This is a genomic window from Cellulomonas sp. ATA003 (assembly GCF_031582905.1).
Taxonomy (GTDB): Bacteria; Actinomycetota; Actinomycetes; order Actinomycetales; family Cellulomonadaceae; genus Pengzhenrongella.
Map to the genome: position 1 here is coordinate 2,612,859 of NZ_CP133990.1, position 20,954 is coordinate 2,633,812.

The window sequence follows — 20,954 nt, forward strand, 5'->3', positions numbered from 1 at the left end:
AGGTGCCCCTTCCGGGGTGAAGAGATGTGCTCAGTCGGTCGAGGGACCGCTGGGTGCCCGCAGCGCGTGCAGCAGCACGAGCCGTTCGGGGAAGAGGGACGGGGTCTGGACCCCCACCGCCTCGAGCGTGCGACCGCTCAGCCGCGTGCCGTCGGTCCACCACGGGACCGGGTAGATCGCGTCCCCGGGCCCGGCAGCATCGCCGGGCGGGAGGGGACGCAAGTCGTAGACGGCGTCCGGGTCCAGCCCGGGCAGCCGCAGGCGCCCCGGTGGACTGGTCACCGAGGTGCCGAGCGTGACGAGCGCGAAGATCGCCTCGCCACGGTCGGGAGCGACCACGCCGCGCACCCACAGCGACGGGTCCGGCGTGTCCGCATGGATGACGGTTCCGCCGTGCAGCAGCGCGCGGTGCCTCTTGTGCGCCTCGATCCACGCGCCCAGCGCCGCCAGGTCGGCGTCGTCGGCGGACGTGAGGTCCCACTCGATGCCGAGGTGGGAGAAGAAGGCGGTCCCGGCGCGGAAGCCGAGGACGTGGGTCCGCCCGGTGGTGTGCGCAGTGGGAGCGCCGACGTGCGAGCCGACCATCTCCGGTGGCAGCAGCAGGCCGTGACCCGCCTCGATGGTCTGCCGCTCGAGGGCGTCGATGGTGTCCGACGCCCAGATCCGCTCGGCCCGCTCCATGATCCCGAGGTCGGGTCGCCCACCCCGCCGGCGCAGGACTCGATCTCGAGCCCGGGGTGGCGCGCGCGCAGCTCGTCCATGAGCCGGTACGTCGCCAGGGTCTGCTCGTGCACGCCGGCCCGGCCGGTGGGGCCGCGCCCGGCGTCGATCAGGTCGCGGTTGTGGTCCCACTTCACGTAGTCGATCGGGTGCTCGGTGAGGATCGCGTCGATGCGCTCGAGGACGAACGCGTAGGCGTCCGGGTGCGCCAGGTCGAGGACCTGCTGGTGGCGGGCCGGTGGCGCGAGCCGCCCGCCGGTCCCCAGCAACCAGTCGGGGTGCGCCCGGGCGACGTCCGAGTCCGGGTTGACCATCTCGGGCTCGAACCACAAACCGAACTGCATGCCGAGGCCGCGGACGTGGTCGACGAGCGGCCCGAGACCGTCCGGCCAGACCGTCTCGTCGACGTACCAGTCCCCCAGGCCCGCGGTGTCGTCCCGCCGGCCGCGGAACCAGCCGTCGTCGAGCACGTAGCGCTCGACGCCGATCGCAGCCGCCCGGTCCGCAAGGACGCGGAGCCGGTCCAGGTCGTGGTTGAAGTAGACGGCCTCCCACACGTTGAGCAGCACCGGCCGCGGGCCGCTCGGGTGGTGCGGACGCGCGCGCAGGTAGCCGTGGAAGCGGCCGGCGAGCTCGTCGAGCCCGTCGCCGTAGGACGCGTACACCCACGGGCCCGCGTACTCGTCCCCGGACTCCAGGCGCACCTCGCCGGCGAGCAGCAGCTCCCCCGCGCCGAGCAGCCGGACGCCCGACGACGTCCGCTCCGCGAGCGTCCGCGTGTTGCCCGACCATGCGACGTGCACACCCCACACCTCGCCCGAGCGATACCCGAACCCCGAGCGCCCGGCCAGCATGAGGAGCGTCGCGTCGTGCGCGCGGGCCCGCCGGCTCTCGCGCAGCCGGGTGCCGACGTCGAACGGCGCGCGCTGCGGCGACCGCTCACGCAGGTGGCGACCGGTGAAGTCGAGGATCTCGTCGGCCTCCGGCGGCACCGGCAGGGCGAGGTCAAGCGTCCCGAGCGTGTAGACGCCTGCACCGGTGTTTGTCAGCGTGGCGCGGCTGCGCAGCAGCCCGGACGCGAGGAGCTCGAGCTCGACGCGCAGGCCGAGCGCCGCGACGTCGTCGTGCGCGGTGACGACCACGCGGTGGGCCCCGACGCCGTCGGTGACGACCTCGTGCTCGACGCCCGTCACCGTGAACGCTACCGAGAAGTCGGCGCCGTCGCGGTGCCCGGTCACCCCCGGCGTGCCGAGCCAGCCCAGCGACTGCTCGGGCAGCAGGGAGACCGGGACCGGCGCGTCGGTGGAGCCGGGGCTCAACGGCGGCACGCTCACCGCGAGCAGCGCACCGAGCTCGACCGCCGGGACGTCACCGAGGTCGGCGCCCCAGTGCAGCACCCGAGGCAGCCGGTCGCCCGTGCGGTCGAGGACGACGCTCACGCCGGCCGCGCGCAGATGGAGGACGTCGATCCGGTCGGTGCTCACTCCGGGGACTCCCTGTCCGTCGCGGCGCCGTCGGACGATCACGGCGAGACTTAGTGTTGCTATGGAAGTTATGCCGTGTCAACGCGGTGACCCGGATCACATCTGTCGCAGTATCGTCGAGGCGTGGCATCCGGTCCGGAATGATCATCGGCGAGCCGCGGTCGATCGAGGCAGTGACGGGCATGCCAGGATCGCCCTGCTCAGATGCGAGGGAGGGCGATGTCGACCACCGACACCTGGGGCGCGACCGGTGGGTCGGCCCACGAGGTCGCCCTGGAGGTCCTGCTCCACGGCCCGCTCTCCCGTGCGGAGCTCGCCCGGCGCCTCGGTCTGTCGCAGGCGAGCCTGTCCCGCCTGACCAAGCCGCTGCTCACGTCGGGGTTGCTCATCGAGTCGCCCACCCGTGCCGACCCGGCCACCGGGCGGCCGGCGCAGCCGCTGGACGTGGTGCAGTCCTCGCACCACTTCGTCGGCGTCAAGCTGACCGGGGAGGTCGCAGCCGCGGTCCTCGTCGACCTGCGCGGCACGGTGCGTCGCACCGCCCAGGCCCCGGTCACGGATCCGGCCCCGGACCGGGTCGTCGCGGTGCTCGCCGACCTGGTCGCGTCGGTGACCGTGGGCGTGCGACCCACCGGTATCGGGATCGGCCTCGGCGGGCACGCGCCCGACCACCGCACGGTCGCGGTGGCACCGTTCCTCGACTGGTCCGGCGTCCCCCTGGCTGACCTCCTGGAGCGCACCACCGGCGTGCCGACCACGGTGGAGAACGACGTCGTCGCGCTGACCGCGGCCGAGCACTGGTTCGGCGAGGGCCGCGGCCGGCGCAGTCTCGCCGTCGTGACGATCGGCGCCGGGGTCGGGTACGGGCTCGTCCAGCACGACCAGCTCGTGGTGCACCGTGACGTGGGGATCGGGCTCGTCGGGCACTACCCGCTGTCCGCCCACGGCGCCGTCTGCGTCGAGGGGCACCGGGGCTGCGCGACAGCGATGCTCACCATCCCCTCGTTGATTGGCCAGGCGTCGGTAGCGCTGGGCCGCCCGGTGACGTACGACGAGCTGCTCGACCTCGCCCGGGCGGGCGATCGTGCCTGCGCCCGGCTGGTCGACGACGCGGCTCGCGCGCTGGGCCGGCTCCTGGCAGCAGTCGGCAACCTCACGATGCCCGACCGGATCGTGGTCACCGGGGAAGGGGTCGCGCTCGCCGAGATGGCCCGCGCGGCGGTGGACGCCGGGATCGCCGGCGACCGGGACCCGCGCGCGTCCGCTCTGGACGTCGTCACCCGCCCCGGGGACTTCCGGCAGTGGGCACGCGGCGCCGGCGTGGTCGCGATCCAGGAGTTCGTGCTGCGGACGCGCTGACACGCGGCCGGGCCGCCGTCGCGGTCGCGGTCGAACGCACTTCCGTTGCCGGTGCCACCGGCAACAACACAAGCGGGTCCGCGTAGTCAGGTCTGATCGTCTAGGGGACAGCACGGCTACCCCGGTGGGCACGATGGACGTCGCAGTCAGCACCACCATGCTCGCGCGTCGTCCGTGCTGAAATAGGTTACTGCTGAGTTCTGCACGGAAACGAACCCTTCCGCTACAGCCGTCGCAGCCACGACTCACGCCGGGCACGGTGGTGCCCGGTGGGCTGACTCATCGATTGACGTTGCCGCTGCGTCAACTTCTAGCGTTGGCGGCGTGAGCCATACACGACCTTTCGTCATCCAGGCCGACCGCATCTTCGATGGGACGACTGTTCTGGCCGCGACGCATGTCCGCGTTGATCGTGGGCTGGTAGCAGCGATCGGCGGAGCTGAAGTTGTCGCCTCGGGTGACGAAGTCATCGACGGGAGTGGTGCGACGCTGCTGCCCGGACTGATCGACGCGCACGTCCACCTGGCACCCGAGTGCACCGTGCTCGCCGCCCAGTTCGGCGTCACGACGCTGGTCGACCAGTTCAGCAAGACCGACGTCATCGACGCTGAGCAAGCCGCAGTGATCGCCGCTGGCCGTGGCCACGGCCCCACTCGTGCGGATCTCGTGACCTCGAGCATCGGAGCTACGGCTCCTGGGGGCACCCGACGATGGCGTACGCGCCGTTCCCGTACGTCACCGGCCCAGACGACGCGAAGCCGTTCGTGGCCCAGCGCGCCGCCGAAGGCGCCACCCACATCAAGGTCATCTACGACGACGGGTCAGGAGCGATGCTTGACCTGCCCGCACTGGACGACGCCACCATCGTCGCCCTCGTCAAGAGCGCCCACGAGCTCGAGCTGCCCGTGGTCGCCCACGTGTCGACCGGTGAAGGAGCAGCACTCGTCGCACGGTGCGGAGTAGACGTGCTCGCGCATGTCCCTTTCACCCCCATGCTCCCCGAGCAGTTCGACGAGGTCGCGGCCGCCGGTGTCGCGGTCATCGCGACCCTGTCGCTCTCGGACGGTTTCCCCGTGCGCGCCGGCGCGATGCCCCTGCGCGAGGACGTGGGTCTTGATGCCCGCCTGACACCAGCCTGGCGTGACGTGCTGGACTCCCAGGCGCGCCGGTGGATGCCCCCGACCGGACTGGACCTCGCTGCCGCCTCGACCAACGTCCGCGAGCTAGCGGGGCGCGGTTGTGTGATCCTCGCCGGGACCGACGCGCCGAACCCTGGCCTCGTCTATGGCGCGAGCCTGCACCGCGAGCTGCACCACCTGGCGTCAGCCGGCCTGACTCCGAGCGAGGTCCTGAGCGCGGCGACGTCCGCGCCGGCGCGCGTGTTCGGGCTCCATGACCGAGGGTCCCTGGAGCTCGGTAAGAGGGCAGACATCCTGCTCGTGGACGGCGACCCCCTCGAGGCCATCTCGGACACCGCCCGGGTGCGCACGACGTGGGTGCAAGGGTGCGCCGTGGATCCTTCGACCTATCCGGGTAGTCCCAGCGAGTCAGCGACCATCGCATGGCTGTCCGAGTCGCAGGCGAAGATCGTTGCGGCTGTCATCGAGATGTGGCCTGAGTTCGCCGTGGCCGCAGGTCTGGGTGCCCAACCGCTGCCGCTCACCGGTGACCCGCAGGTCGACGACGCTCTCGCGGGGGTCTCGAGCCCTGACCGTGATGTGCGTCAGGCCGCGGCGCTGGCTCTCGGTGAGCTCGCTGCCCCCACTTCCGCCTTAGCTTTGGTGACACGGCTGTGGGCCGAGCCGGACTTCTTTGTGCGCGAGACGTTGACCTGGGCCGTCACCCGCGTTGCAGTCGCAGCGACCCCACTCGTTGTGGACACCCTGAGGCAGCCCGACCCTGCCCTGCGGGTGCAAGCGCTGCACGTCCTGAGCAAGATCGCCGACCCGGCGACCACGGACGCCGTCCTACCTCTAGCGGCCGACGACAACCCTGACGTGGCTGCCAAGGCGCGATGGGCTCTCACTCGCATCGGTGACCCGCGAGCCATTCCAGCCCTGGCAGCGCGGCTAGGAACCGGCGACGACAACAGCCGCAACGGCACCACACGCGACCTCGCGTCTTTCGACCGAGCCGCCGTTCCCACACTCATCAAGGCCCTCGCCAGCGGTGAGCCACCAGCACGACGCCACGCCGCTGAAGTGCTCTGCTTCATCGGTTCAGGCGCCGAAGACGCCGCCGACGCCCTGTCCACCGCCCTAGGCGACAACGACGACCAGGTTCGTCTCTCGGCGGCCATGGCTCTCTACGAACTCAACACCCCGACGGCCCAAGCCATCCTTGCCCACCACACCGAGAGCGACGACCCACGCGTACGCGCGATCACCACCCGCGCGCGCACACGGGTAGCCGGTAAGCGGTGACCACGCCGCCACCACCCCCTGCACCGGCGGGTCGAGGGCTGGACGCACACACTCGCGAGGTCACGCGCCTTACAAGCATCCTCAGCGTGCACGTCGACAACAGAGCCGACATCCTCCTGCGCTACACCGCGCTGCTACCCGACGGCGCCGCCGCGCTCGAGTGCCTGTGGAAGGACCTCGCCCACTCCCCCACGTCGCCCACCCGTGGCTGGAGCAGCAACTGGACCGCACCTCTCGACGACGACGAAGCTCGCCACCTGCTCTACCTCCTCGTTCAACTCGCAGGATGGCACCGAGTCAAGGTGTGCAGTGCGAACAACCGCTGCGCGCGCCCATTCCTGGACAGCACCAACGGGGGCAGCCGCAGCGCCTGCTCCCGACACTCCCGCAACCGGGAGAAGCGCAGCCACTGAGGATGCCACCGCGCCAGCCACTAGCCGCGTGAGGCCGCTGAGCTCGAGTACCTCCGGCTGCCCTCTTGTACGTTTCCCACAACGAGCGGCAGCGTGGCCGGTTGCGAACGTTTCCGCTACACCGCTCCAGGCCCGAACCCGGGCAAGCTCGCCACGAGGCGCCACGACCCGCCGCTAGGTGCGTATCTCAGTGCCACTTTCTACGTCGCACCACTCCCCCAACCGCACGAGTTTCGGTACGGTCGCCTGATGGGACACCTCCTCGGGTACGCGCGCGTGTCCACCACCGACCAAGACGCCTCGCTGCAGATCGATGCGCTCACCAACGCCGGCTGCTACCGCGTCTTCGTCGACACCATCTCCGGATCGCTGCAGCACCGGCCCGAGCTCGACAAGCTGCTCGACCAGCTCCGCCCCGGCGACACCCTCGTCGTCTGGCGCCTGGACCGCCTCGGCCGCTCCATCCGGCACCTCATCGACCAGCTCCAGGTCCTCGCCGACGGCGGGGTCGGATTCCGGTCCCTGCAGGAGACCATCGACACCACCTCCCCGGCGGTCGGCTCGTCTTCCACGTGTTTGCCGCACTCGCAGAATTCGAACGTGACCTCATCCGTGAACGCACCAACGCCGGCCTGGCAGCGGCTAGAGCGCGTGGGCGCACCGGCGGACGACCGTCCCTGCTCTCGGCGGACCAGGTTCGAGCGGCGCGCCGGATGTACGAGCAGAACGACATGACCGTCGCCCAGATCGGCAACGTCCTCGGCGTCAGCCGCACCACCATCTACCGCGCACTCAACCGCCCACCCGCCCCGGGTGCCGCGCGGCTGCCAAAGAACACCACGTAGGCCGGCCCGGCGACTTCGCGGTCAAGTAGCCGATGATCGCAGGGGGCGCGCCGCTGGTCGGCGGGTCCTTCTCAACTGCGTGAGCCGCTTGGGCGCTTCGTAGCCTCACCCGATGGCGTGGTGTAACGCTTGTGTTCCCGGCATCGCCCGGCTTCCGTGGTCACCGTCTGGTTATGGTCCGGTCATGGCAACAGGTTCCCGGGCACTGCGAGCGAGTACGGATACCGGCTCGACGAGCCGCTGCCCCACGCCAGACCGCCGAGAGAGCTGTTCTCCGCAGGCTGGTTCGCGTAGATGACCGCGCTACAGATGGGTGTCGCCGGAGTCATCGGCATTGCCGCCGCTCTTGCGGTCCTGCGCTCAAGGCGCCGACACCCGGCATGGTCGCCCACGCGGGTGACCGCCCTGGCGGTGCTTTGGGTCTCAGCGTGGTTCACCTTCACCGCCGCTGGCCTGGCGCTTGAAGAGGCCATCGGCGTGCCCGACGATCCTGGCTTCCTAACGGGAATCGTTGTGGCGATCAACGCCGCAATAAGTCTGCACAACGAGCGCCGCCGCGCACGTGAAGTCGCCAGCCCGGCGGCTGACCCTGCCGGCGCGAACGACCGCCTGTGATTTCGGCGCATCATTTTTCTCACATCACCAAGCGATTCTGCTTGTCGCGCTGACGAGTACGCTCGCCGCCCCCGAGCCTTGGATGGTCAAGCTTGATGGACACGTCACGTGTGGTTGTCGCCGTTGGCGCACCGTCGGTCAAGTGGGCGAAGGCGCAACTGGTACTAAACTTGCTGCTACTACTCCTATGGGGCTGGCAGGCCCTAACCACCAACCAGACGATTTATGTCGTCTTAACGGGTTTCAGCGCTGTGGCGGTCGTACTGTACCTCTGGGCGGCGATCTCGGCTCCGCGCGTAGAGCTGATTCTTACGTCGGATCGTTTGGAGGTCCGACGCCGGTTTCGGCCCCACTTGATCGACCGTCGGGAGATCACCGCGGTGCGGGGTGACGTTCCCGGTCGACCGAGTTGGAGTGAACAGGTTCTGGTGGAGACTCGCGGCGGCGTCGTCCGCCTACCCCTCTCGATCGACCCCCGGCCGAGGTGATCCCCGAGTTGCAGCAGTGGGCCGGCGTGGGCGAGAACTGACCCAAGCAACGCCCGGGCGACCGCTGCGTGGCCCATCGGCGGGCGGTGCGTGGTCAGCCGCAGCGCGGGCGCCTGGCCGACTCGGCACATGCCCACGAGGCGCATGTCTCGTATACGACCGTCTCTCGGCACTCATCTGCCCGGCGGCCACGAGCCCGCCACGGCCGACAACCGGCTGTCGGTGTCCGCGCTTCGTTGGACGGGGTGGGCAGAGTTACCGGCGAAGGTAACTCCTGAGATAGAACGCAGCTATCGCTGCGGCAACGACTGTCGAGGCGACTGTGATGGTCGGGCCCCATCCGGGTCCCTGGACGACGACACTCTCCCCGAAGCTCCACAGGCACGTCACCCCAAGCGGTAGCCAGGAGTGCTCAGCCCCGAGGCTCGCACCTTCTGGGACGGAATGTGCCGGAGGGCCAGCGTTGATACATGCCGATGTCATGCCGTTGAGCGGGGCACCCCAGGACAGGGCGATGGTGCCGAGCGCCACGACGACACACATCAAGATCGCAGCGCCGACCACCGCGCCGACGGCCGCTTCTTGCCATGCTCGCCTGCCCAGCGTCGGCTCAGACCTCATCCCAGAAGGTTAGCCGCCCGGTGGTGATCACGATCTTCTGCTGAAGCATCGATCGCTCGAGCACGCTGCCGTGAAGCCGCTCTGCCAACTACGCATGCCGCCAACTTCGTCAGCCGCCGGTGCCGCAGAAACGACCCTTTCCGGGTCGCTGCAGCACCGGCCCGAGCTCGACAAGCTGCTCGACCAGCTCCGCCCCGGCGACACCCTCGTCGTGTGGCGGCTGGACCGCCTCGGCCGGTCGATCCGGCACCTCATCGACCAGCTGCAGGTCCTCGCGGACCGCGGTGTCGGGTTCCGGTCGCTGCAGGAGACCATCGACACCACCTCCCCCGGCGGCCGGCTCGTCTTCCACGTCTTCGCCGCCCTGGCCGAGTTCCTCGAGCGCGACCTCGTCCGCGAACGCACGAACGCTGGCCTCGCCGCCGCCCGCGCACGCGGGCGCACCGGTGGACGGCCCTCCCTGCTGTCGGCAGACCAAGTCCGAGCCGCACGCCGGATGTACGAGCAGAACGACATGACCGTCGCCCAGATCGGCAACGTCCTCGGCGTCAGCCGCACCACCATCTATCGGGCACTCAACCGCCCGCCCGCGCCTCCGCGGTCGCCGAAAGCCAGCGTTTAGACCAACTTGGCGGCTTTACCGACATAGCCGATGACCGCCTCGGTGCGGCGGCGTCGCCCTCGGCTGCCCGGTTTGACAGCTTCAGGACTGTGAATGATGCGGGCCCCAGGCGGGGCACCTGCTTCTTCGAGCCTCCAGATGAGCTCTCCGGTGCGACGCTGCAGCTCCAACCACTCAGCTCCCGCGTGCGACGCTCCGCCGTCCTCTTCGCGGTGTCGCCCGAACGTCGTCAGGTACGCCTTCAGTCCGGCGCGAAGCATCATCAGCTCACCTCGGGTAACTGTGATCGTCGCGGCCTCGTCCAAGGGTTCCATCGCCCGATCCTGGAAGCGCCGATGCCCCCCGCCCTGGGCGTGCGGTCATGGCCGCCGCGCGGCGCCTGCCCGACGTCGGGAGATAGCCGCGAGCCGGTCGTCTTGCCCGTGCCATACAGGTCCACCCAGTGGCTGAAGGTGCTCGCCCGTCCCCCAGGTCAGGCGCGATGCAACGCAGTGAGGCGCGCTGCACCATGCTGGACAGCGCGTCCAAGAACCGCGGTCAGGGCGCCACAGGTCTCAGGCGCGACCGATTCGTGCCGATTGCTCTCTGAGGAGGGCTACCAAGTGGACGGCATCACGGCAATATCACAGCGGGTGGCGGCTATCCAGGCCACCATCGGTTCCTTCAGCGCGCCCCGTGGACGCCCGCTCAGTGACAACACGGGTGCGGAGTTCAGCCAGGCGCTGGGTGAAGCGGTCGCCAACTCTGCTGTCACGGGTGCGCGGCGGACCGCGGACGGGATCCCGGCCGACCTCGCCGCCTACGGGAACGGGACGATCCCACCTGCCGCGCTGAGAAAGGTGGGGACCACGGGTCACAAGCTGTGGGCCCCCGCCGGCGAGGCCCTGGAGTCGTTGATGACGGCGGCGGCTCGTGACGGCGTCAAGGTCGGCGTCACCGATTCCTACCGGTCGTACGACGCGCAGGTCGACGTCGCGGCGCGCAAGGGGCTCTACTCCCAGGGCGGCTTGGCGGCGAAACCGGGGACCAGCCCGCACGGCTGGGGGATGGCGGTCGACCTCGACCTCAACGACCAGGCCCAGGCCTGGATGCGCGCCAACGCCGGGCGTTTCGGTTTCGTCGAAGACACCCTCGAGAACCATGGCACTGGGTCTACCGCGCGTAAGGGCACCCGGTACTCAGCAGCGACCCACGTCCACTGGCGCTCCCATCGCCACGGCCGCCATCGACGAGCCGAGCGCGACGACAGCCGAACACGCGAGAAGTCCTGGGCACCCTCCGTGCCCAGGACCTCCCGCAGCCTAGGAGACCCGGATGAACGTCGGGTTGGACTGCCAGATCTCGCGGATCTGGATGCTCTTGCCCGGGCGGGGCGCGTCGACCTGGGTGTTGCCGCCGGCGTAGATGGCGATGTGCCCGGGGGTCCAGATCAGGTCGCCCGGCTGGGCTTGGGACCGTGGCACGACGGTGCCGACGTTGCGCTGGGCGGAAGAGGTCCGCGGCAGCTTGATCCCGACCTGGGCGAACACGTAGGAGGTGTAGCCCGAGCAGTCGAACCCCGACGGGGTCGTGCCACCCCACAGGTACGGCACACCGACGTACCGCGAAGCGATCTCCACGATCGCGTTGCCGTTCGCGCTGGCGGGGGCGGGCGCACCCACGGGCTCGGCCGCGGGCGCTTCGGGTGTCGGCTGCGCGGCGGCCGCCGCGACGGGTGCGCGCTGGGCACTGCGGCTCGCGGCTGCGGCCCGCGGCGTGGGCGCCACAACCTCGGGCTTGGGCTTGGGCTTGGGCGGCGGCGGCGGCGGGGGCGGGTCCTTGACGACCGTGACCGCAGGCACGTCGAGCGCGAACTGCACGTCCGCTGCGACGGTGACCACCGGCGCGGTGGCGAGCACCGCACGGGCCTGCGCGGTCAGCGTGGAGGTGTCCACCGCCGGCACCCGGGTGACCGCGGCAGCGTCGGGGGCGGCACCGGCCGGCGCGGCGAGGCTGGACACGACCAGCCCAGCGGACGCGGCGGCGACGGCCGTGCGGCGTCCAACGACAGCGATGGAGCCGGTCGCGGCTGCGGCGAGGTCGGTCAGCGGCGTTGCTGGCCGGCCGGGTGAACGGTGACGCGCCGAGGCAGGCGTCGGTGACATGGGTGCCCTCTCCGGCCGCCTGCGAGGTCAGCTGTCGGGTTCGGGTCGGAGCAGCACCCGGCCAGCCCTAATGGGCAGGCTTCACCCCAAGGACACCAGATGACCGGCGCCCACGAACATTGGGTCCCCCGCTCCTGCCAGCGAGATTCATCAGGCCTTGGGTGGTGGCAGGACTCGGCGGTCCACCCCGGCGACCCCGGCGAGGCCGAGGCTGGCGGTGATGCTAACCGCACGGACACGCCAATGTCACGATCCGGTCACGGGCCGCCGTCGGCGAGTCGCCCGTGCGCTACGGGCCGGGGCTGGATGCCGGGAGTGTGACGACGAAGGTCGCGCCGGCGCCGACGCCGGCACTGGTGGCTGTGATGGTGCCGCCGTGGGCCTCGGTGAGGGCTCTGCAGATCGCCAGGCCGATGCCCGATCCGCCGCTGGCGCGGTCGCGTGCGGTGTCGGCGCGGTAGAACCGCTCGAACACGTGCGGCAGGTGCTCGGGCGCGATGCCCTCTCCGGTGTCGGCCACGGACAGGGCGACGCGACCGGAGTCGCCGGCGCCGACGCCGACGCGCAGGGTGATGGTGCCGCCGGTCGCGGTGTGCCGCAGGGCGTTAGCGACCAGGTTGTCCAGGACCTGAGCGATGCGGTGACGGTCGACGGCCACCGGCCGTCCGCCGGAGCTGGCGTCCGGGTCGAGGGCCAGGTGGACGCCGGCCGCGGCGGCGCGGTCACGCCACGCCGCCGCGGTCTGCTCGAGCAGTTCATGCGCGGGCATGGCCTCGAGGTTGAGGGCGAGGTCCCCGGCTTCGGCGCGGGTCACGGCGGCCAAGTCGTGGGCGAGCCGGGTCAGTCGTGCGGCCTGGTCGGCCAGCACCGTCATGGTGGCCTCGTCCAGGGGTTGGACCCCGTCCTGTACTGCTTCGAGGTACCCGGCGATGGTCGCTACCGGGGTGCGCACCTCGTGGGCGACGTCGGCCAGCAGGCGTGCGCGCAGCCGATCGGCGTCCTGCAGGCGCCCGGCCATGGTGTTGAACGAGTCGGCCAGGTCGTCGAACTCCGCGCCGAGGCCGGCCGCGGGCACGCGGGTCTGGTACTGGCCCGCGCCCAGGCGGGCGGCCGCCGTGGAGACCGCACCCAGCGACCGGCCGATGCGCCGGGCGAGGACGACGCTGACGGTCGCGGACGCGATCGCCGCGGCGCTCAGGGCCAGGGCCAGGGCCACCGCGCTGGCGTCGCGGAACGCCCGTTCGGCGTGCATGACGGCGTCGTCGTTGTCTTGCAGGCCGGCGCGGACCATGTGTTCGTGGAACAGGCCGGGCCCGACCGCCGAGGCGACCAGCCACGCGGTCAGCGCCGCCACGGCCAGGACCACCACGAGGGCGGCGAGCAGCCGCGCCGCCAGCCCCCACCGCGTGCCCGCTGTGGGGTTCATGTGCCGGTGCCGATGCGGTAGCCCACGCCACGGACCGTGCGCACGAACCGCTGCTGCTCGGGGCTGTCGCCGAGCTTCTGGCGCACGTGGAGCACGTGGACGTCGACCAGGTGCTCGTCACCGACCCAGTTTGGTCCCCAGACCGCCTCGATCAGTGCCGCGCGGCTGAGCGCCCGCCCGGGGTCCGATGCCAGGGCGGCTAGGACGTCGAACTCGGTGCGGGTCAGCGGGACGGGCCGGCCGTCGAGGTGGACCTCGCGGGCGTCCAGGTCCAGGCGCAGCGGGCCGACGTCTATGGCCGGCCGGGCTGGCAGGGTCGCGGGGGGCAGCGCGGACCGTCGGGGTCGGCGCAGCAGGACCCCGACCCGGGCCATGAGCTCGCGGGGGCTGAAGGGCTTGGTCATGTAGTCATCTGCGCCGACGGACAGGCCGGTGAGGGTGTCGACCTCCTCTGCGCGGGCGGTCAGCATGATGATGTAGCAGTCGGAGAAGGACCGCAGCTGGCGGCACACCTCCACCCCGTCCAGCCCCGGCAGGCCGAGGTCCAGCACGACCACGTCCGGATCGACCGCCCGCAGCACACCAACCGCTTCGGCGCCGTCGTAGGTCACGTGAACCTCGAACCCGTCCCGCTCGAGGTACCCGGCGACCAGCCGGGCCAGGGCCTGCTCGTCGTCGACGACGACCGCACGCCGGGCCGTGGCGGCCGGGGACTGAGGGGTGCTCACTCCCCCATTGTCGGCGGCCCGGCCACCGGGCCTGGGATCTTCATTGAACCTTGATCAGTGGGTGACCGGTCCTTCAGCGCAGGGCACTGATGATGGTTGCGCGTCCGCGCCACGGCGGGCCGGTCGCGCCGGTCATGTGCTACGACCACCGCTGCCGCGTTCGACGCAGATCTCACGCACGACACCACGAAGGAGAACGCCCATGGGCTGCTGCCAGGACACGACCACGGCCACCATCACCACCGCACCCACGCAGGACACGCCCGAGACGGAGCAGGCCGCTACCAGCAGCGGCTGCTGCGGTGGCGGCGGCGAGGCCAAGGCGAACGACTCGTGCTGCGCGTCCAGCGCGACCGCCTGAACCACCCGCACACCTGTTCTGGGAAGGAACTCTCGTGATCACCACGACCCGGCGGCGCTTGGCTGCTACGGCGACCGCCCTGACGCTGGCGGCGGCGCTGACCGCCTGTTCCGATGCCGCCGAGCCGGCCGCCGAACCGCCGGCCGCGGCTGCGACCTCCAGCGCCCCCGAGGCCACCGGGGCCACCGGGGCCACCGGGGCCACCGAGGCCAGTGAGCACAACGACGCGGACACCCAGTTCGCGCAGATGATGGTCGTCCACCACCAGGGCGCCATCGAGATGGCCGAGCGGGCGGTCGACAAGGCCGACAGCGAGGAGGTGCGGGCGCTGGCTGAGCGGATCTCCGCCGCGCAGGGCCCGGAGATCGACGAGATGAACTCATGGCTCCAGGCGTGGGGCGAGGAAGGCCCCCAGGACGCGGACATGGGTGGCATGGATCACGGCGGCATGGACATGGGCGGTATGGACATGCAGTCCGCCATGACCGAGCTGGAGGGGCTCTCCGGCGCGGAGTTCGACCGCGCCTTCCTGGAGATGATGACCGAGCACCACCGCGGTGCGATCGAGATGGCCGAGGCGCAGCTGGCCGACGGCGCCAACGCCGAGGCCCGTGACCTGGCTCGCAAGATGATCGACGACCAGACGCGCGAGATCACCGAGATGGAGAACCTGCTGCGCAACCTGTGAAGCGGCACGGGCACCGGGCGGTGTGAACAGAAGCCCGGTGCCCGCCTCATCACGGGTAGGACGGCGAGGAGTTCTCCTCAGCGTTCCTCCAGCGGTTGGTAAGTCCCACCCGCACCCCTGTCCACGAGCGCCGAGCAGCACCTGACCGGTGCTGCACTACTGGGGTCACCGCTGCCCCGGTGGCCGTGGCCCGAACCGACGACGCACTGTTCCCCTTCCATAAGCCGTGCAGGCCTCAGCCGGTCAGCCGGTCGCCAAGGGTGCGAACGTGGCCCCGCCATCGGCGGACTCCAGCACCTCCTGCGCGGTCACCACCACCACCCGCACGCCGCTGTCGGGCGCGCGGGCTGCGGTGAGGGCTGCGGCCGGCTCGCCCAGGGTGGCGACCTGGGTCCAGGTCTGCCCGGCGTCGTCGCTGCGCGCGACGTCCCCGTCTGGGGTGACGCCCACGGTGACCGTGTCGTCGGCGAACGCCACGTACTGCAGGAGCGGTGCCTGCGGCTGCTGCCACGTCGCACCCCGTCGTCGGATCGGTACACCCCCGCCGTGCTGGTGGCCACCAGCACGCGGCCGTCGGGAGATGCGGCCAGGGCGAACGGTTCGACCGGTGCGTCCAGCTCGGTCCAGGTCTGCCCGTCGGTGGTGCTGGTCAGTGCGGAACCGTCGTAGCCGACCACTGTTGCGGTCGATGCGGTCAGGGCATGGAAGTCGGACTGCCCCCCGCGTGAGAGCGGCTGCCAGGTCTGCCCGGCGTCGGTGGATTCGGCCAGCCCCAGCGGTGCCGGCAGGTCCACTCCGGGGCTGGGGTGTCCGGAGGAGTAGAAGTGGTCCGGTCCCGCGACGGTGAAGCCCATCAGGTCGATCACCGGTCCCACCCGCTCGGGCCCGTCCGGCCCGTAGCGGAACAGCCCGTCATGGCTGGCCAGGTAGACCAGCCCGTCAGCAGGGTTCACCGCGACGCCATGGACGTGGCTGCTCGGCAGGCCGTCCACCGCGGCCGCGCCGGTACCGGTCGGGCCGGGCTCAGCCGATACCGCCGGAGCGGGCGTCAAGGCGGGCCCGGCTTGCGGGGTCGCGGCGCAGCCGGTCGTGACGGTGGCGACCAGCCCGAGGCCGACCAGGACGCGCGCGCCTGCCGTGGCACGGAAACGAGAGATAGAGCGGCGGGGCATCAGCTGGGTGAGCCTTTCGGTGTGGAGTCGGTGCGGGCCTGGGCGCGGCGCCGATCAGGGCTGGGTGACGCGGGCGGGGTCCAGATCCAGTCGGCGCAGGAGCTGGGCGTTGGCGGCGACCACGATCGTCGAGGCGGACATCAAGATCGCCCCGACAGCCGGTGACAGGACGAACCCGGCGAACGCGAGGACGCCCGCTGCCAGGGGTACCGCGATGAGGTTGTACCCGGTCGCCCAGACCAGGTTCTGCCACATCTTGCGGTACGACGCCTGGGACAGCGCGATCACCGACACCACCCCGCGTGGGTCGTCCGAGGCCAGGACGACCCCGGCGGACTCCACGGCGACGTCCGTGCCGGCCCCGATCGCGATCCCGACGTCAGCCCGAGCCAGCGCAGGGGCGTCGTTGACGCCGTCGCCGACCATCGCGACCTTGTGCCCGCGTGCCTGCAGCTCGCTGACCTTGGCGTCCTTGTCGGTGGGCAGGACCTGGGCGAAGACCTCGTCGATGCCGAGCTCGGCGGCGACTGCGTCGGCGACCTGCTGGGCGTCGCCGGTGATCATCGCCACCCGCACACCTCGGGCGTGCAGGGCCGCGACCGTGTCACGGGACTCAGGGCGGATGGCGTCCTCGACCGCGACCGCGCCGATGACCTGACCGTCACGCACGACATGGAGCACCGATGCCCCCCGCTCCACCCACGGCCGGGTCGCGGCCTGCACGTCCGCCGGGGGCGTCCACTGCCGCTCGGCGAGCAGCGCCGGCCCGCCCACGACGACCTCGTGGCCGTCGACGCTGGCCTGCACCCCGCGCCCAGGCAGGGCCCGGAAGTTCCGCACGGTCGCCGACACCTGGCCGGCGGAGCGCACGATGGCCCGCGCCACCGGATGCTCGCTGTCGGCCTCGGCCGCCGCGGCCAGGGCCAGCATCGTGGCTTGGTCGACCCCGTGGGTCGCGACGGCGCCGGTGACGGCGTGTGCGCCCTTCGTCAGGGTGCCGGTCTTGTCGAACAGGACCGTGTCGACGGTGCGCATCCGCTCCAGGGCGAGCCGGTTCTTGACCAGCACACCGGCCTGCGCGGCGCGCTCGGTGGAGATCGAGATCACCAGCGGGATGGCCAGACCCAGCGCGTGGGGGCAGGCGATGACCAGCACCGTCACGGTCCGCGTCACCGCGTCCCCTGTGTCACCGAACACCATCCAAGCCGCGAAAGTCAGCACGCCGGCGGCCAGGGCGAAGTAGAACAAGAACGCCGCGGCGCGATCGGCCAGCGCCTGCGCGCGTGAGCTCGACGCCTGGGCGTCGGCGACCAGCCGCTGGATGCCTGCCAGGGCCGTGTCCTGCCCGACCGCGGTTACCCGCACCCGCAGGGTGCTGTCGGTCGAGACGGTCCCGCCCACGACCGTGTCGCCCGCCAGCCCGACGCACGGCGCGGGACTCCCCGGTGATCATCGACTCGTCCAGGTGCGCCTCGCCGTCCACGATCAGCCCGTCGACCGGCACCCGGGCCCCCGGGGCGGACCAGCACGACGTCGTCGGTGGCCAGGTCGGACACCGCGACCTCGAGCGTCCCGGTGCCGGTGACCTTCTCGGCGCGGTCGGGCAGCAACGCGGCCAGCGCGTCCAGGGCGCCGGACGCGGCGCCGAGGGCCCGCATCTCCAGCCAGTGCCCCAGCAGCATGATCACGACCAGCAGCGCCAGCTCCCACCAGAAGTCCAGCTCCATCGCCGCACCCAGCGTGGTGGCCCACGACGCGACGAACGCCACCGTGATCGCCAGCGCGATCAGCAGCATCATCCCGGGCCGGCGGCTGCGCGCCTCGACCAGGGCGCCGGTCAGGAACGGCCAGCCGCCGTAGAAGAACACGACCGTGCCCAGCACCGGGGAGACCCACTCCGACCCGGGAAACGTCGGTGGGGTGTACCCGAGCAGGTCGGCGAACATGTGGTTGAACACCACCACCGGCACCGCCAGCACCAGGCTGACCCAGAACCGGTCCCGGAACTGGCCTATGTGGTGCCCGTGACCGGCGTTGCCGTGCTGGGCGTGGGCCTGCTCGGCCCCGTGCTGCCCACCGCCGGGGTGCCCGCCACCCCCGTGGCCCCCGTGGCCCCCGTGGTGGCCGCCGCCGGGATCGGCCGCCGCCGTGGGCGCGTGCTGAGCATGGTCGCCCGCCGGGCCGGCGGGTGCGTCCTGGTGTCCGGCGCCGCTGCGGCTGGGGTGCGTGGTGTGACCGGTGTGCTCGTCCGCGTTCATCGTGACCTCCCGTTGAATACCCCTGCGGGGTATGCGGCAGGAACCGGTTGGACCGGGCTGGTGTTCCCCAGTGTGTGCGCCGGGGTGGGGCTTCATCGAAACTTCATCGCCGCCCCCGGGGCCCCACCATGCGACCGGCCGCGGGGGTCCCTAGCGTCGATGGGGTCCAGGTGCGCGGGCTCACGTTGGCCACGCGCCGTCAACCGAGACTCACCGGAGGGCACGATGAAGACCGCCGCGATGCTGCAGACCTACCCCGCCGAGATCAACCTCGACCGCGAGCTCCTCGCCCGTGTCATCGACACCCTGGTCACCTGCTCACAGGCGTGTACCGCCTGCGCGGACGCGTGCCTGAGCGAGGACATGGTCGCCGACCTGCGCAAGTGCATCCGCACCAACCTCGACTGCGCCGACAGCTGCGCCACCACCGCCGCCATCCTGTCCCGCCACACCGGCTACGACGCCAACGTCACCCGCGCCCACCTGCAGGCCTGCATCGCCGCGTGCCGCGCCTGCGGCGACGAGTGCGACAGCCACGCCGGGATGCACGAGCACTGCCGGATCTGCGCCGAGGCATGCCGGGCGTGCGAGGAGGCGTGCACCGAGCTGCTCAACGCCATCGCCTGACCCCCTCCCGGACGCGGTCAGGCGCACCGGCGCCGTCGCGCCTGACCGCGCACCCGCGACGCCACCACCACATCACGTCAGCAGCGAAAGGAGCGGCGCCCGTGTCGATGAAGAGGCACCAGCAGGTCGACGGTCAGCACCAGGACCACGACGCCAAGGACCAGGGCCATGACCAGCAGCACGGTCAAGGTCAGGGTGGTCACCACATGAGGAACATGTACCTGCGGTACGCGGCCATGATCCTGACCGGCATGGTCGTGATGTACGCGGTCATGTTCGTCGGCACCTACCGGTGGGACCACATCCGCTTCAGCGAGAGCCGCGTCTTCATGGCGCTGACCATGGGCGGAGCCATGGCCTTGGTCATGATCGGCTGGATGCTGAACATGTACAAAAACACCAAGGCCAACATCGCCGTCGTCACAGCCGGGGTCCTGCTTCTGGCCGGCGGGGTGTTCCTGGACCGCAGCCAGACCACCGTCCAGGACACGGCGTACATGAACTCCATGATCCCGCACCACTCCCTGGCCATCACCCGATCCGAGCGGGCCGAACTGGCCGACATCCGGGTGTGCGAGCTCGCCGTCGAAATCAGCGAAGCCCAACGACGCGAGATCGACGAGATGGAATGGCTGGTCCAGGACATCGAAGCCAACGGGCTCGTCACCACACCTGAAGAGGCCCAGGCACGCCCCATCCCGACCTTCGAGGCGTCCGCAGACCGCCAGTGCGGCTGACCGGCGCGCGCTGACGCCGAGCAGTGTCGCAACGTCGCATGTCAGTGCCCTCTGCCACGCTGGCTCCGCAGGTCGAGGCATCCAAGCCTCGCCGACAGAACCAGGGAGTCGAGAGTGATGGCACCTAACAGGAACGTGGTCCCGAATCCCGAGGGCGGCTGGGACGTGACAGGCGGCGGCAAGCGCGCCTCAGCCCACACTGACACGCAGGCGCAGGCGATCGCGCGTGCGAAAGAGATCGTCGGGAACCAGGGCGGCGGCGAGGTGAGCATCAGCGGTCGCGATGGGAAGATCCGGGCCAAGGACACCGTCGAACCGGGCAACGATCCGCGCGACATTCCAGGCTGACGGACGCAGGCCCGGCAGTAGGCAGGGTAGTCCCGCTCCGGCCGGCCCACCGAGTCAGCCTGCGACTCCGCGAGCAACCGCGACGTCGGCTCTGACGACTCGGGCGCGCGCGGGATCGACGAGCACGTCGGCAGGCGAAACGGAAGCTGCGGCGGCGGTCAGTGGCTGGCCGCGGGCACCGCAGCGGCCGCGTCCAGGGCGCGGTACAGGTTCGAGCGGTGGATACCGAGGCGCCGCGCGACCTCGGCTTTCGGCACGCCGGCGTCGACGAGCTCGCGCGCCTGCGCGACGTCGGCGGCGCTCAGCCGGCGGGGCCTGCCCTGGTAGACCCCGCGTGCCTTAGCGGCGCGGATGCCCTCGGTCTGACGCTCTTTGGCAATGGCCCGCTCGAGCTGGGCGAACGAGCCCATGATGTTCAGCTGGAACTCCGCGAACGGATCCGCCGCGCCGGGCCGGAACGTCACGCCCTCGGCCAGAAACTCCACGACAACGTCCTTGGCGACCAGCTCCGCCACGATCGCGTTGAGGTCGACGACCGACCGCGCGAGGCGGTCCATCGAGGACACCGCGACGGTGTCACCGTCCCGGGCGTAGTCGATGAGTTCGGCCAACGCGGTGCGCGCGCCGCGGCCGGCGCCGGACTGCTTCTCCTGGAACAGCCGATCGACCTCCCCCAGCGCCGCACGCTGCCGGTCGAGGTTCTGATCGGTGCTGGACACCCGCGCGTACCCGAGCTTCTTCCCGATGTGTCGCGTCATCCCTAGACCCTTGCACACAACCGTCGCAAAAGGCCGCGAACCGACTTGGCGCGACGGTCGAACCGTGTGGCTTTCCCCGCCCGTTGGCGGTGGTCTGTGCCTGCTGGGTGGCGGTGC

General features: G+C 71.1%; 18 protein-coding genes, 5 pseudogenes and 1 riboswitch. Of the genes and pseudogenes, 11 read left to right on the forward strand and 12 right to left on the reverse strand.

Annotation, left to right across the window (positions count from 1 at the left end; translation table 11 throughout):
* Positions 1-30: 30 nt before the first annotated feature.
* Positions 31-2,204: pseudogene (locus tag REH70_RS13040) on the reverse strand (alpha-galactosidase).
* Between the two features lie 219 nt (positions 2,205-2,423).
* Here REH70_RS13040 and REH70_RS13045 point away from each other — a divergent pair.
* Positions 2,424-3,563, forward strand: a complete 1,140-nt coding sequence (locus REH70_RS13045) for an ROK family transcriptional regulator (RefSeq protein ID WP_310747735.1) — start codon at positions 2,424-2,426, stop codon at positions 3,561-3,563.
* A 303-nt stretch (positions 3,564-3,866) separates the two neighbouring features.
* Here the strand turns inward: REH70_RS13045 and REH70_RS13050 are convergent, their stop codons facing one another.
* Positions 3,867-4,208, reverse strand: a complete 342-nt coding sequence (locus REH70_RS13050) for a hypothetical protein (protein ID WP_310747738.1) — start codon at positions 4,206-4,208, stop codon at positions 3,867-3,869.
* A gap of 65 nt (positions 4,209-4,273) precedes the next feature.
* Here REH70_RS13050 and REH70_RS13055 point away from each other — a divergent pair, with 65 nt between their 5' ends.
* The 5 genes and pseudogenes from REH70_RS13055 to REH70_RS13075 all read left to right on the forward strand — a co-directional run bounded on the left by REH70_RS13055 (position 4,274) and on the right by REH70_RS13075 (position 9,590).
* Entirely contained in the window at positions 4,274-5,986 is a 1,713-nt protein-coding gene (locus tag REH70_RS13055; protein WP_310747741.1) for a HEAT repeat domain-containing protein, read from the forward strand.
* 86 nt (positions 5,987-6,072) lie between these two features.
* Positions 6,073-6,399: a hypothetical protein gene (locus tag REH70_RS13060; RefSeq protein ID WP_310747744.1), complete on the forward strand. Its 327-nt coding sequence runs from the start codon at positions 6,073-6,075 to the stop codon at positions 6,397-6,399.
* Between the two features lie 249 nt (positions 6,400-6,648).
* Positions 6,649-7,244: pseudogene (locus REH70_RS13065) on the forward strand (recombinase family protein).
* 396 nt (positions 7,245-7,640) lie between these two features.
* Positions 7,641-7,859 (forward strand): hypothetical protein, encoded by a 219-nt coding sequence (locus tag REH70_RS13070; protein WP_310747747.1) that lies wholly within the window; start codon positions 7,641-7,643, stop codon positions 7,857-7,859.
* Positions 7,860-9,062: 1,203 nt separating this feature from the next.
* Entirely contained in the window at positions 9,063-9,590 is a 528-nt protein-coding gene (locus tag REH70_RS13075) for a recombinase family protein (RefSeq protein ID WP_310754291.1), read from the forward strand.
* Here the strand turns inward: REH70_RS13075 and REH70_RS13080 are convergent.
* The gene (locus REH70_RS13080; RefSeq protein WP_310747749.1) at positions 9,587-9,904 is read right to left on the reverse strand and encodes a hypothetical protein; all 318 of its coding nucleotides are present in this window, start codon (positions 9,902-9,904) and stop codon (positions 9,587-9,589) included. The genes REH70_RS13075 and REH70_RS13080 overlap by 4 nt on opposite strands.
* Positions 9,905-10,486: 582 nt before the next feature.
* Here REH70_RS13080 and REH70_RS13085 point away from each other — a divergent pair.
* Positions 10,487-10,651: pseudogene (locus tag REH70_RS13085) on the forward strand (D-alanyl-D-alanine carboxypeptidase family protein); the annotation flags it as partial.
* Between the two features lie 240 nt (positions 10,652-10,891).
* On the opposite strand, the gene REH70_RS13090 reads toward REH70_RS13085, so the two are convergent.
* From REH70_RS13090 to REH70_RS13105, 4 genes are all read right to left on the reverse strand, one after another.
* A complete protein-coding gene (locus tag REH70_RS13090) occupies positions 10,892-11,590 on the reverse strand; it encodes a C40 family peptidase (RefSeq protein WP_310747752.1) in 699 nt (232 codons plus the stop codon).
* Between the two features lie 146 nt (positions 11,591-11,736).
* Positions 11,737-11,897: riboswitch (cyclic di-AMP (ydaO/yuaA leader) on the reverse strand.
* 126 nt (positions 11,898-12,023) lie between these two features.
* Complete coding sequence (locus tag REH70_RS13095; protein ID WP_310747754.1) at positions 12,024-13,160, reverse strand: ATP-binding protein; 1,137 nt, start codon at positions 13,158-13,160, stop codon at positions 12,024-12,026.
* Positions 13,157-13,888, reverse strand: coding sequence for a response regulator transcription factor (locus REH70_RS13100; protein ID WP_310747757.1), 732 nt, complete (start codon positions 13,886-13,888; stop codon positions 13,157-13,159). Before REH70_RS13100 ends, REH70_RS13095 begins: the two co-directional genes overlap by 4 nt.
* 132 nt (positions 13,889-14,020) lie before the next feature.
* A complete protein-coding gene (locus REH70_RS13105) occupies positions 14,021-14,254 on the reverse strand; it encodes a hypothetical protein (RefSeq protein ID WP_310747760.1) in 234 nt (77 codons plus the stop codon).
* A 29-nt stretch (positions 14,255-14,283) separates the two neighbouring features.
* On the opposite strand from REH70_RS13105, the gene REH70_RS13110 reads away from it, so the two are divergent.
* On the forward strand, positions 14,284-14,937 hold the full coding sequence (locus tag REH70_RS13110; RefSeq protein ID WP_310747763.1) for a DUF305 domain-containing protein: 654 nt from the start codon (positions 14,284-14,286) through the stop codon (positions 14,935-14,937).
* Positions 14,938-15,180: 243 nt separating this feature from the next.
* Here the strand turns inward: REH70_RS13110 and REH70_RS13115 are convergent, their stop codons facing one another.
* The 3 genes and pseudogenes from REH70_RS13115 to REH70_RS20735 form a co-directional block, all read right to left on the reverse strand.
* Positions 15,181-15,414 carry a hypothetical protein gene (locus REH70_RS13115; RefSeq protein WP_310747766.1) on the reverse strand — a complete coding sequence of 78 codons (234 nt, stop codon included), beginning with the start codon at positions 15,412-15,414 and terminating at the stop codon, positions 15,181-15,183.
* A 98-nt stretch (positions 15,415-15,512) separates the two neighbouring features.
* Positions 15,513-16,109, reverse strand: a pseudogene (locus tag REH70_RS20730) (F510_1955 family glycosylhydrolase); the annotation flags it as partial.
* A 54-nt stretch (positions 16,110-16,163) separates the two neighbouring features.
* Positions 16,164-18,367 (reverse strand): annotated as a pseudogene (locus tag REH70_RS20735) (heavy metal translocating P-type ATPase).
* 225 nt (positions 18,368-18,592) lie between these two features.
* Here REH70_RS20735 and REH70_RS13130 point away from each other — a divergent pair.
* A complete protein-coding gene (locus REH70_RS13130) occupies positions 18,593-18,994 on the forward strand; it encodes a four-helix bundle copper-binding protein (protein WP_298458461.1) in 402 nt (133 codons plus the stop codon).
* Positions 18,995-19,071: 77 nt separating this feature from the next.
* Here REH70_RS13130 and REH70_RS13135 read toward each other — a convergent pair whose 3' ends face one another.
* Positions 19,072-19,197 (reverse strand): hypothetical protein, encoded by a 126-nt coding sequence (locus REH70_RS13135; protein WP_310747773.1) that lies wholly within the window; start codon positions 19,195-19,197, stop codon positions 19,072-19,074.
* Between the two features lie 12 nt (positions 19,198-19,209).
* Here REH70_RS13135 and REH70_RS13140 point away from each other — a divergent pair, with 12 nt between their 5' ends.
* Entirely contained in the window at positions 19,210-19,731 is a 522-nt protein-coding gene (locus tag REH70_RS13140) for a DUF305 domain-containing protein (RefSeq protein WP_310747776.1), read from the forward strand.
* 117 nt (positions 19,732-19,848) lie between these two features.
* On the forward strand, positions 19,849-20,079 hold the full coding sequence (locus REH70_RS13145) for a DUF2188 domain-containing protein (RefSeq protein WP_310754293.1): 231 nt from the start codon (positions 19,849-19,851) through the stop codon (positions 20,077-20,079).
* Positions 20,080-20,237: 158 nt separating this feature from the next.
* Here REH70_RS13145 and REH70_RS13150 read toward each other — a convergent pair whose 3' ends face one another.
* Positions 20,238-20,837, reverse strand: coding sequence for a recombinase family protein (locus tag REH70_RS13150; protein ID WP_310747778.1), 600 nt, complete (start codon positions 20,835-20,837; stop codon positions 20,238-20,240).
* Between the last annotated feature and the right edge of the window lie 117 nt (positions 20,838-20,954).

Excerpts from the sequence above, each read along its gene's own strand:
- REH70_RS13045 (WP_310747735.1), top strand. The coding sequence starts at position 2,424 with ATGTCGACCACCGACACCTGGGGCGCGACCGGTGGGTCGGCCCACGAG.
- REH70_RS13055 (WP_310747741.1), top strand. The coding sequence starts at position 4,274 with ATGGCGTACGCGCCGTTCCCGTACGTCACCGGCCCAGACGACGCGAAG.
- REH70_RS13075 (WP_310754291.1), top strand. The coding sequence starts at position 9,063 with ATGCCGCCAACTTCGTCAGCCGCCGGTGCCGCAGAAACGACCCTTTCC.
- REH70_RS13080 (WP_310747749.1), bottom strand. The coding sequence starts at position 9,904 with ATGGAACCCTTGGACGAGGCCGCGACGATCACAGTTACCCGAGGTGAG.
- REH70_RS13095 (WP_310747754.1), bottom strand. The coding sequence starts at position 13,160 with ATGAACCCCACAGCGGGCACGCGGTGGGGGCTGGCGGCGCGGCTGCTC.
- REH70_RS13130 (WP_298458461.1), top strand. The coding sequence starts at position 18,593 with ATGAAGACCGCCGCGATGCTGCAGACCTACCCCGCCGAGATCAACCTC.
- REH70_RS13140 (WP_310747776.1), top strand. The coding sequence starts at position 19,210 with ATGTACCTGCGGTACGCGGCCATGATCCTGACCGGCATGGTCGTGATG.
- REH70_RS13145 (WP_310754293.1), top strand. The coding sequence starts at position 19,849 with ATGGCACCTAACAGGAACGTGGTCCCGAATCCCGAGGGCGGCTGGGAC.
- REH70_RS13150 (WP_310747778.1), bottom strand. The coding sequence starts at position 20,837 with ATGACGCGACACATCGGGAAGAAGCTCGGGTACGCGCGGGTGTCCAGC.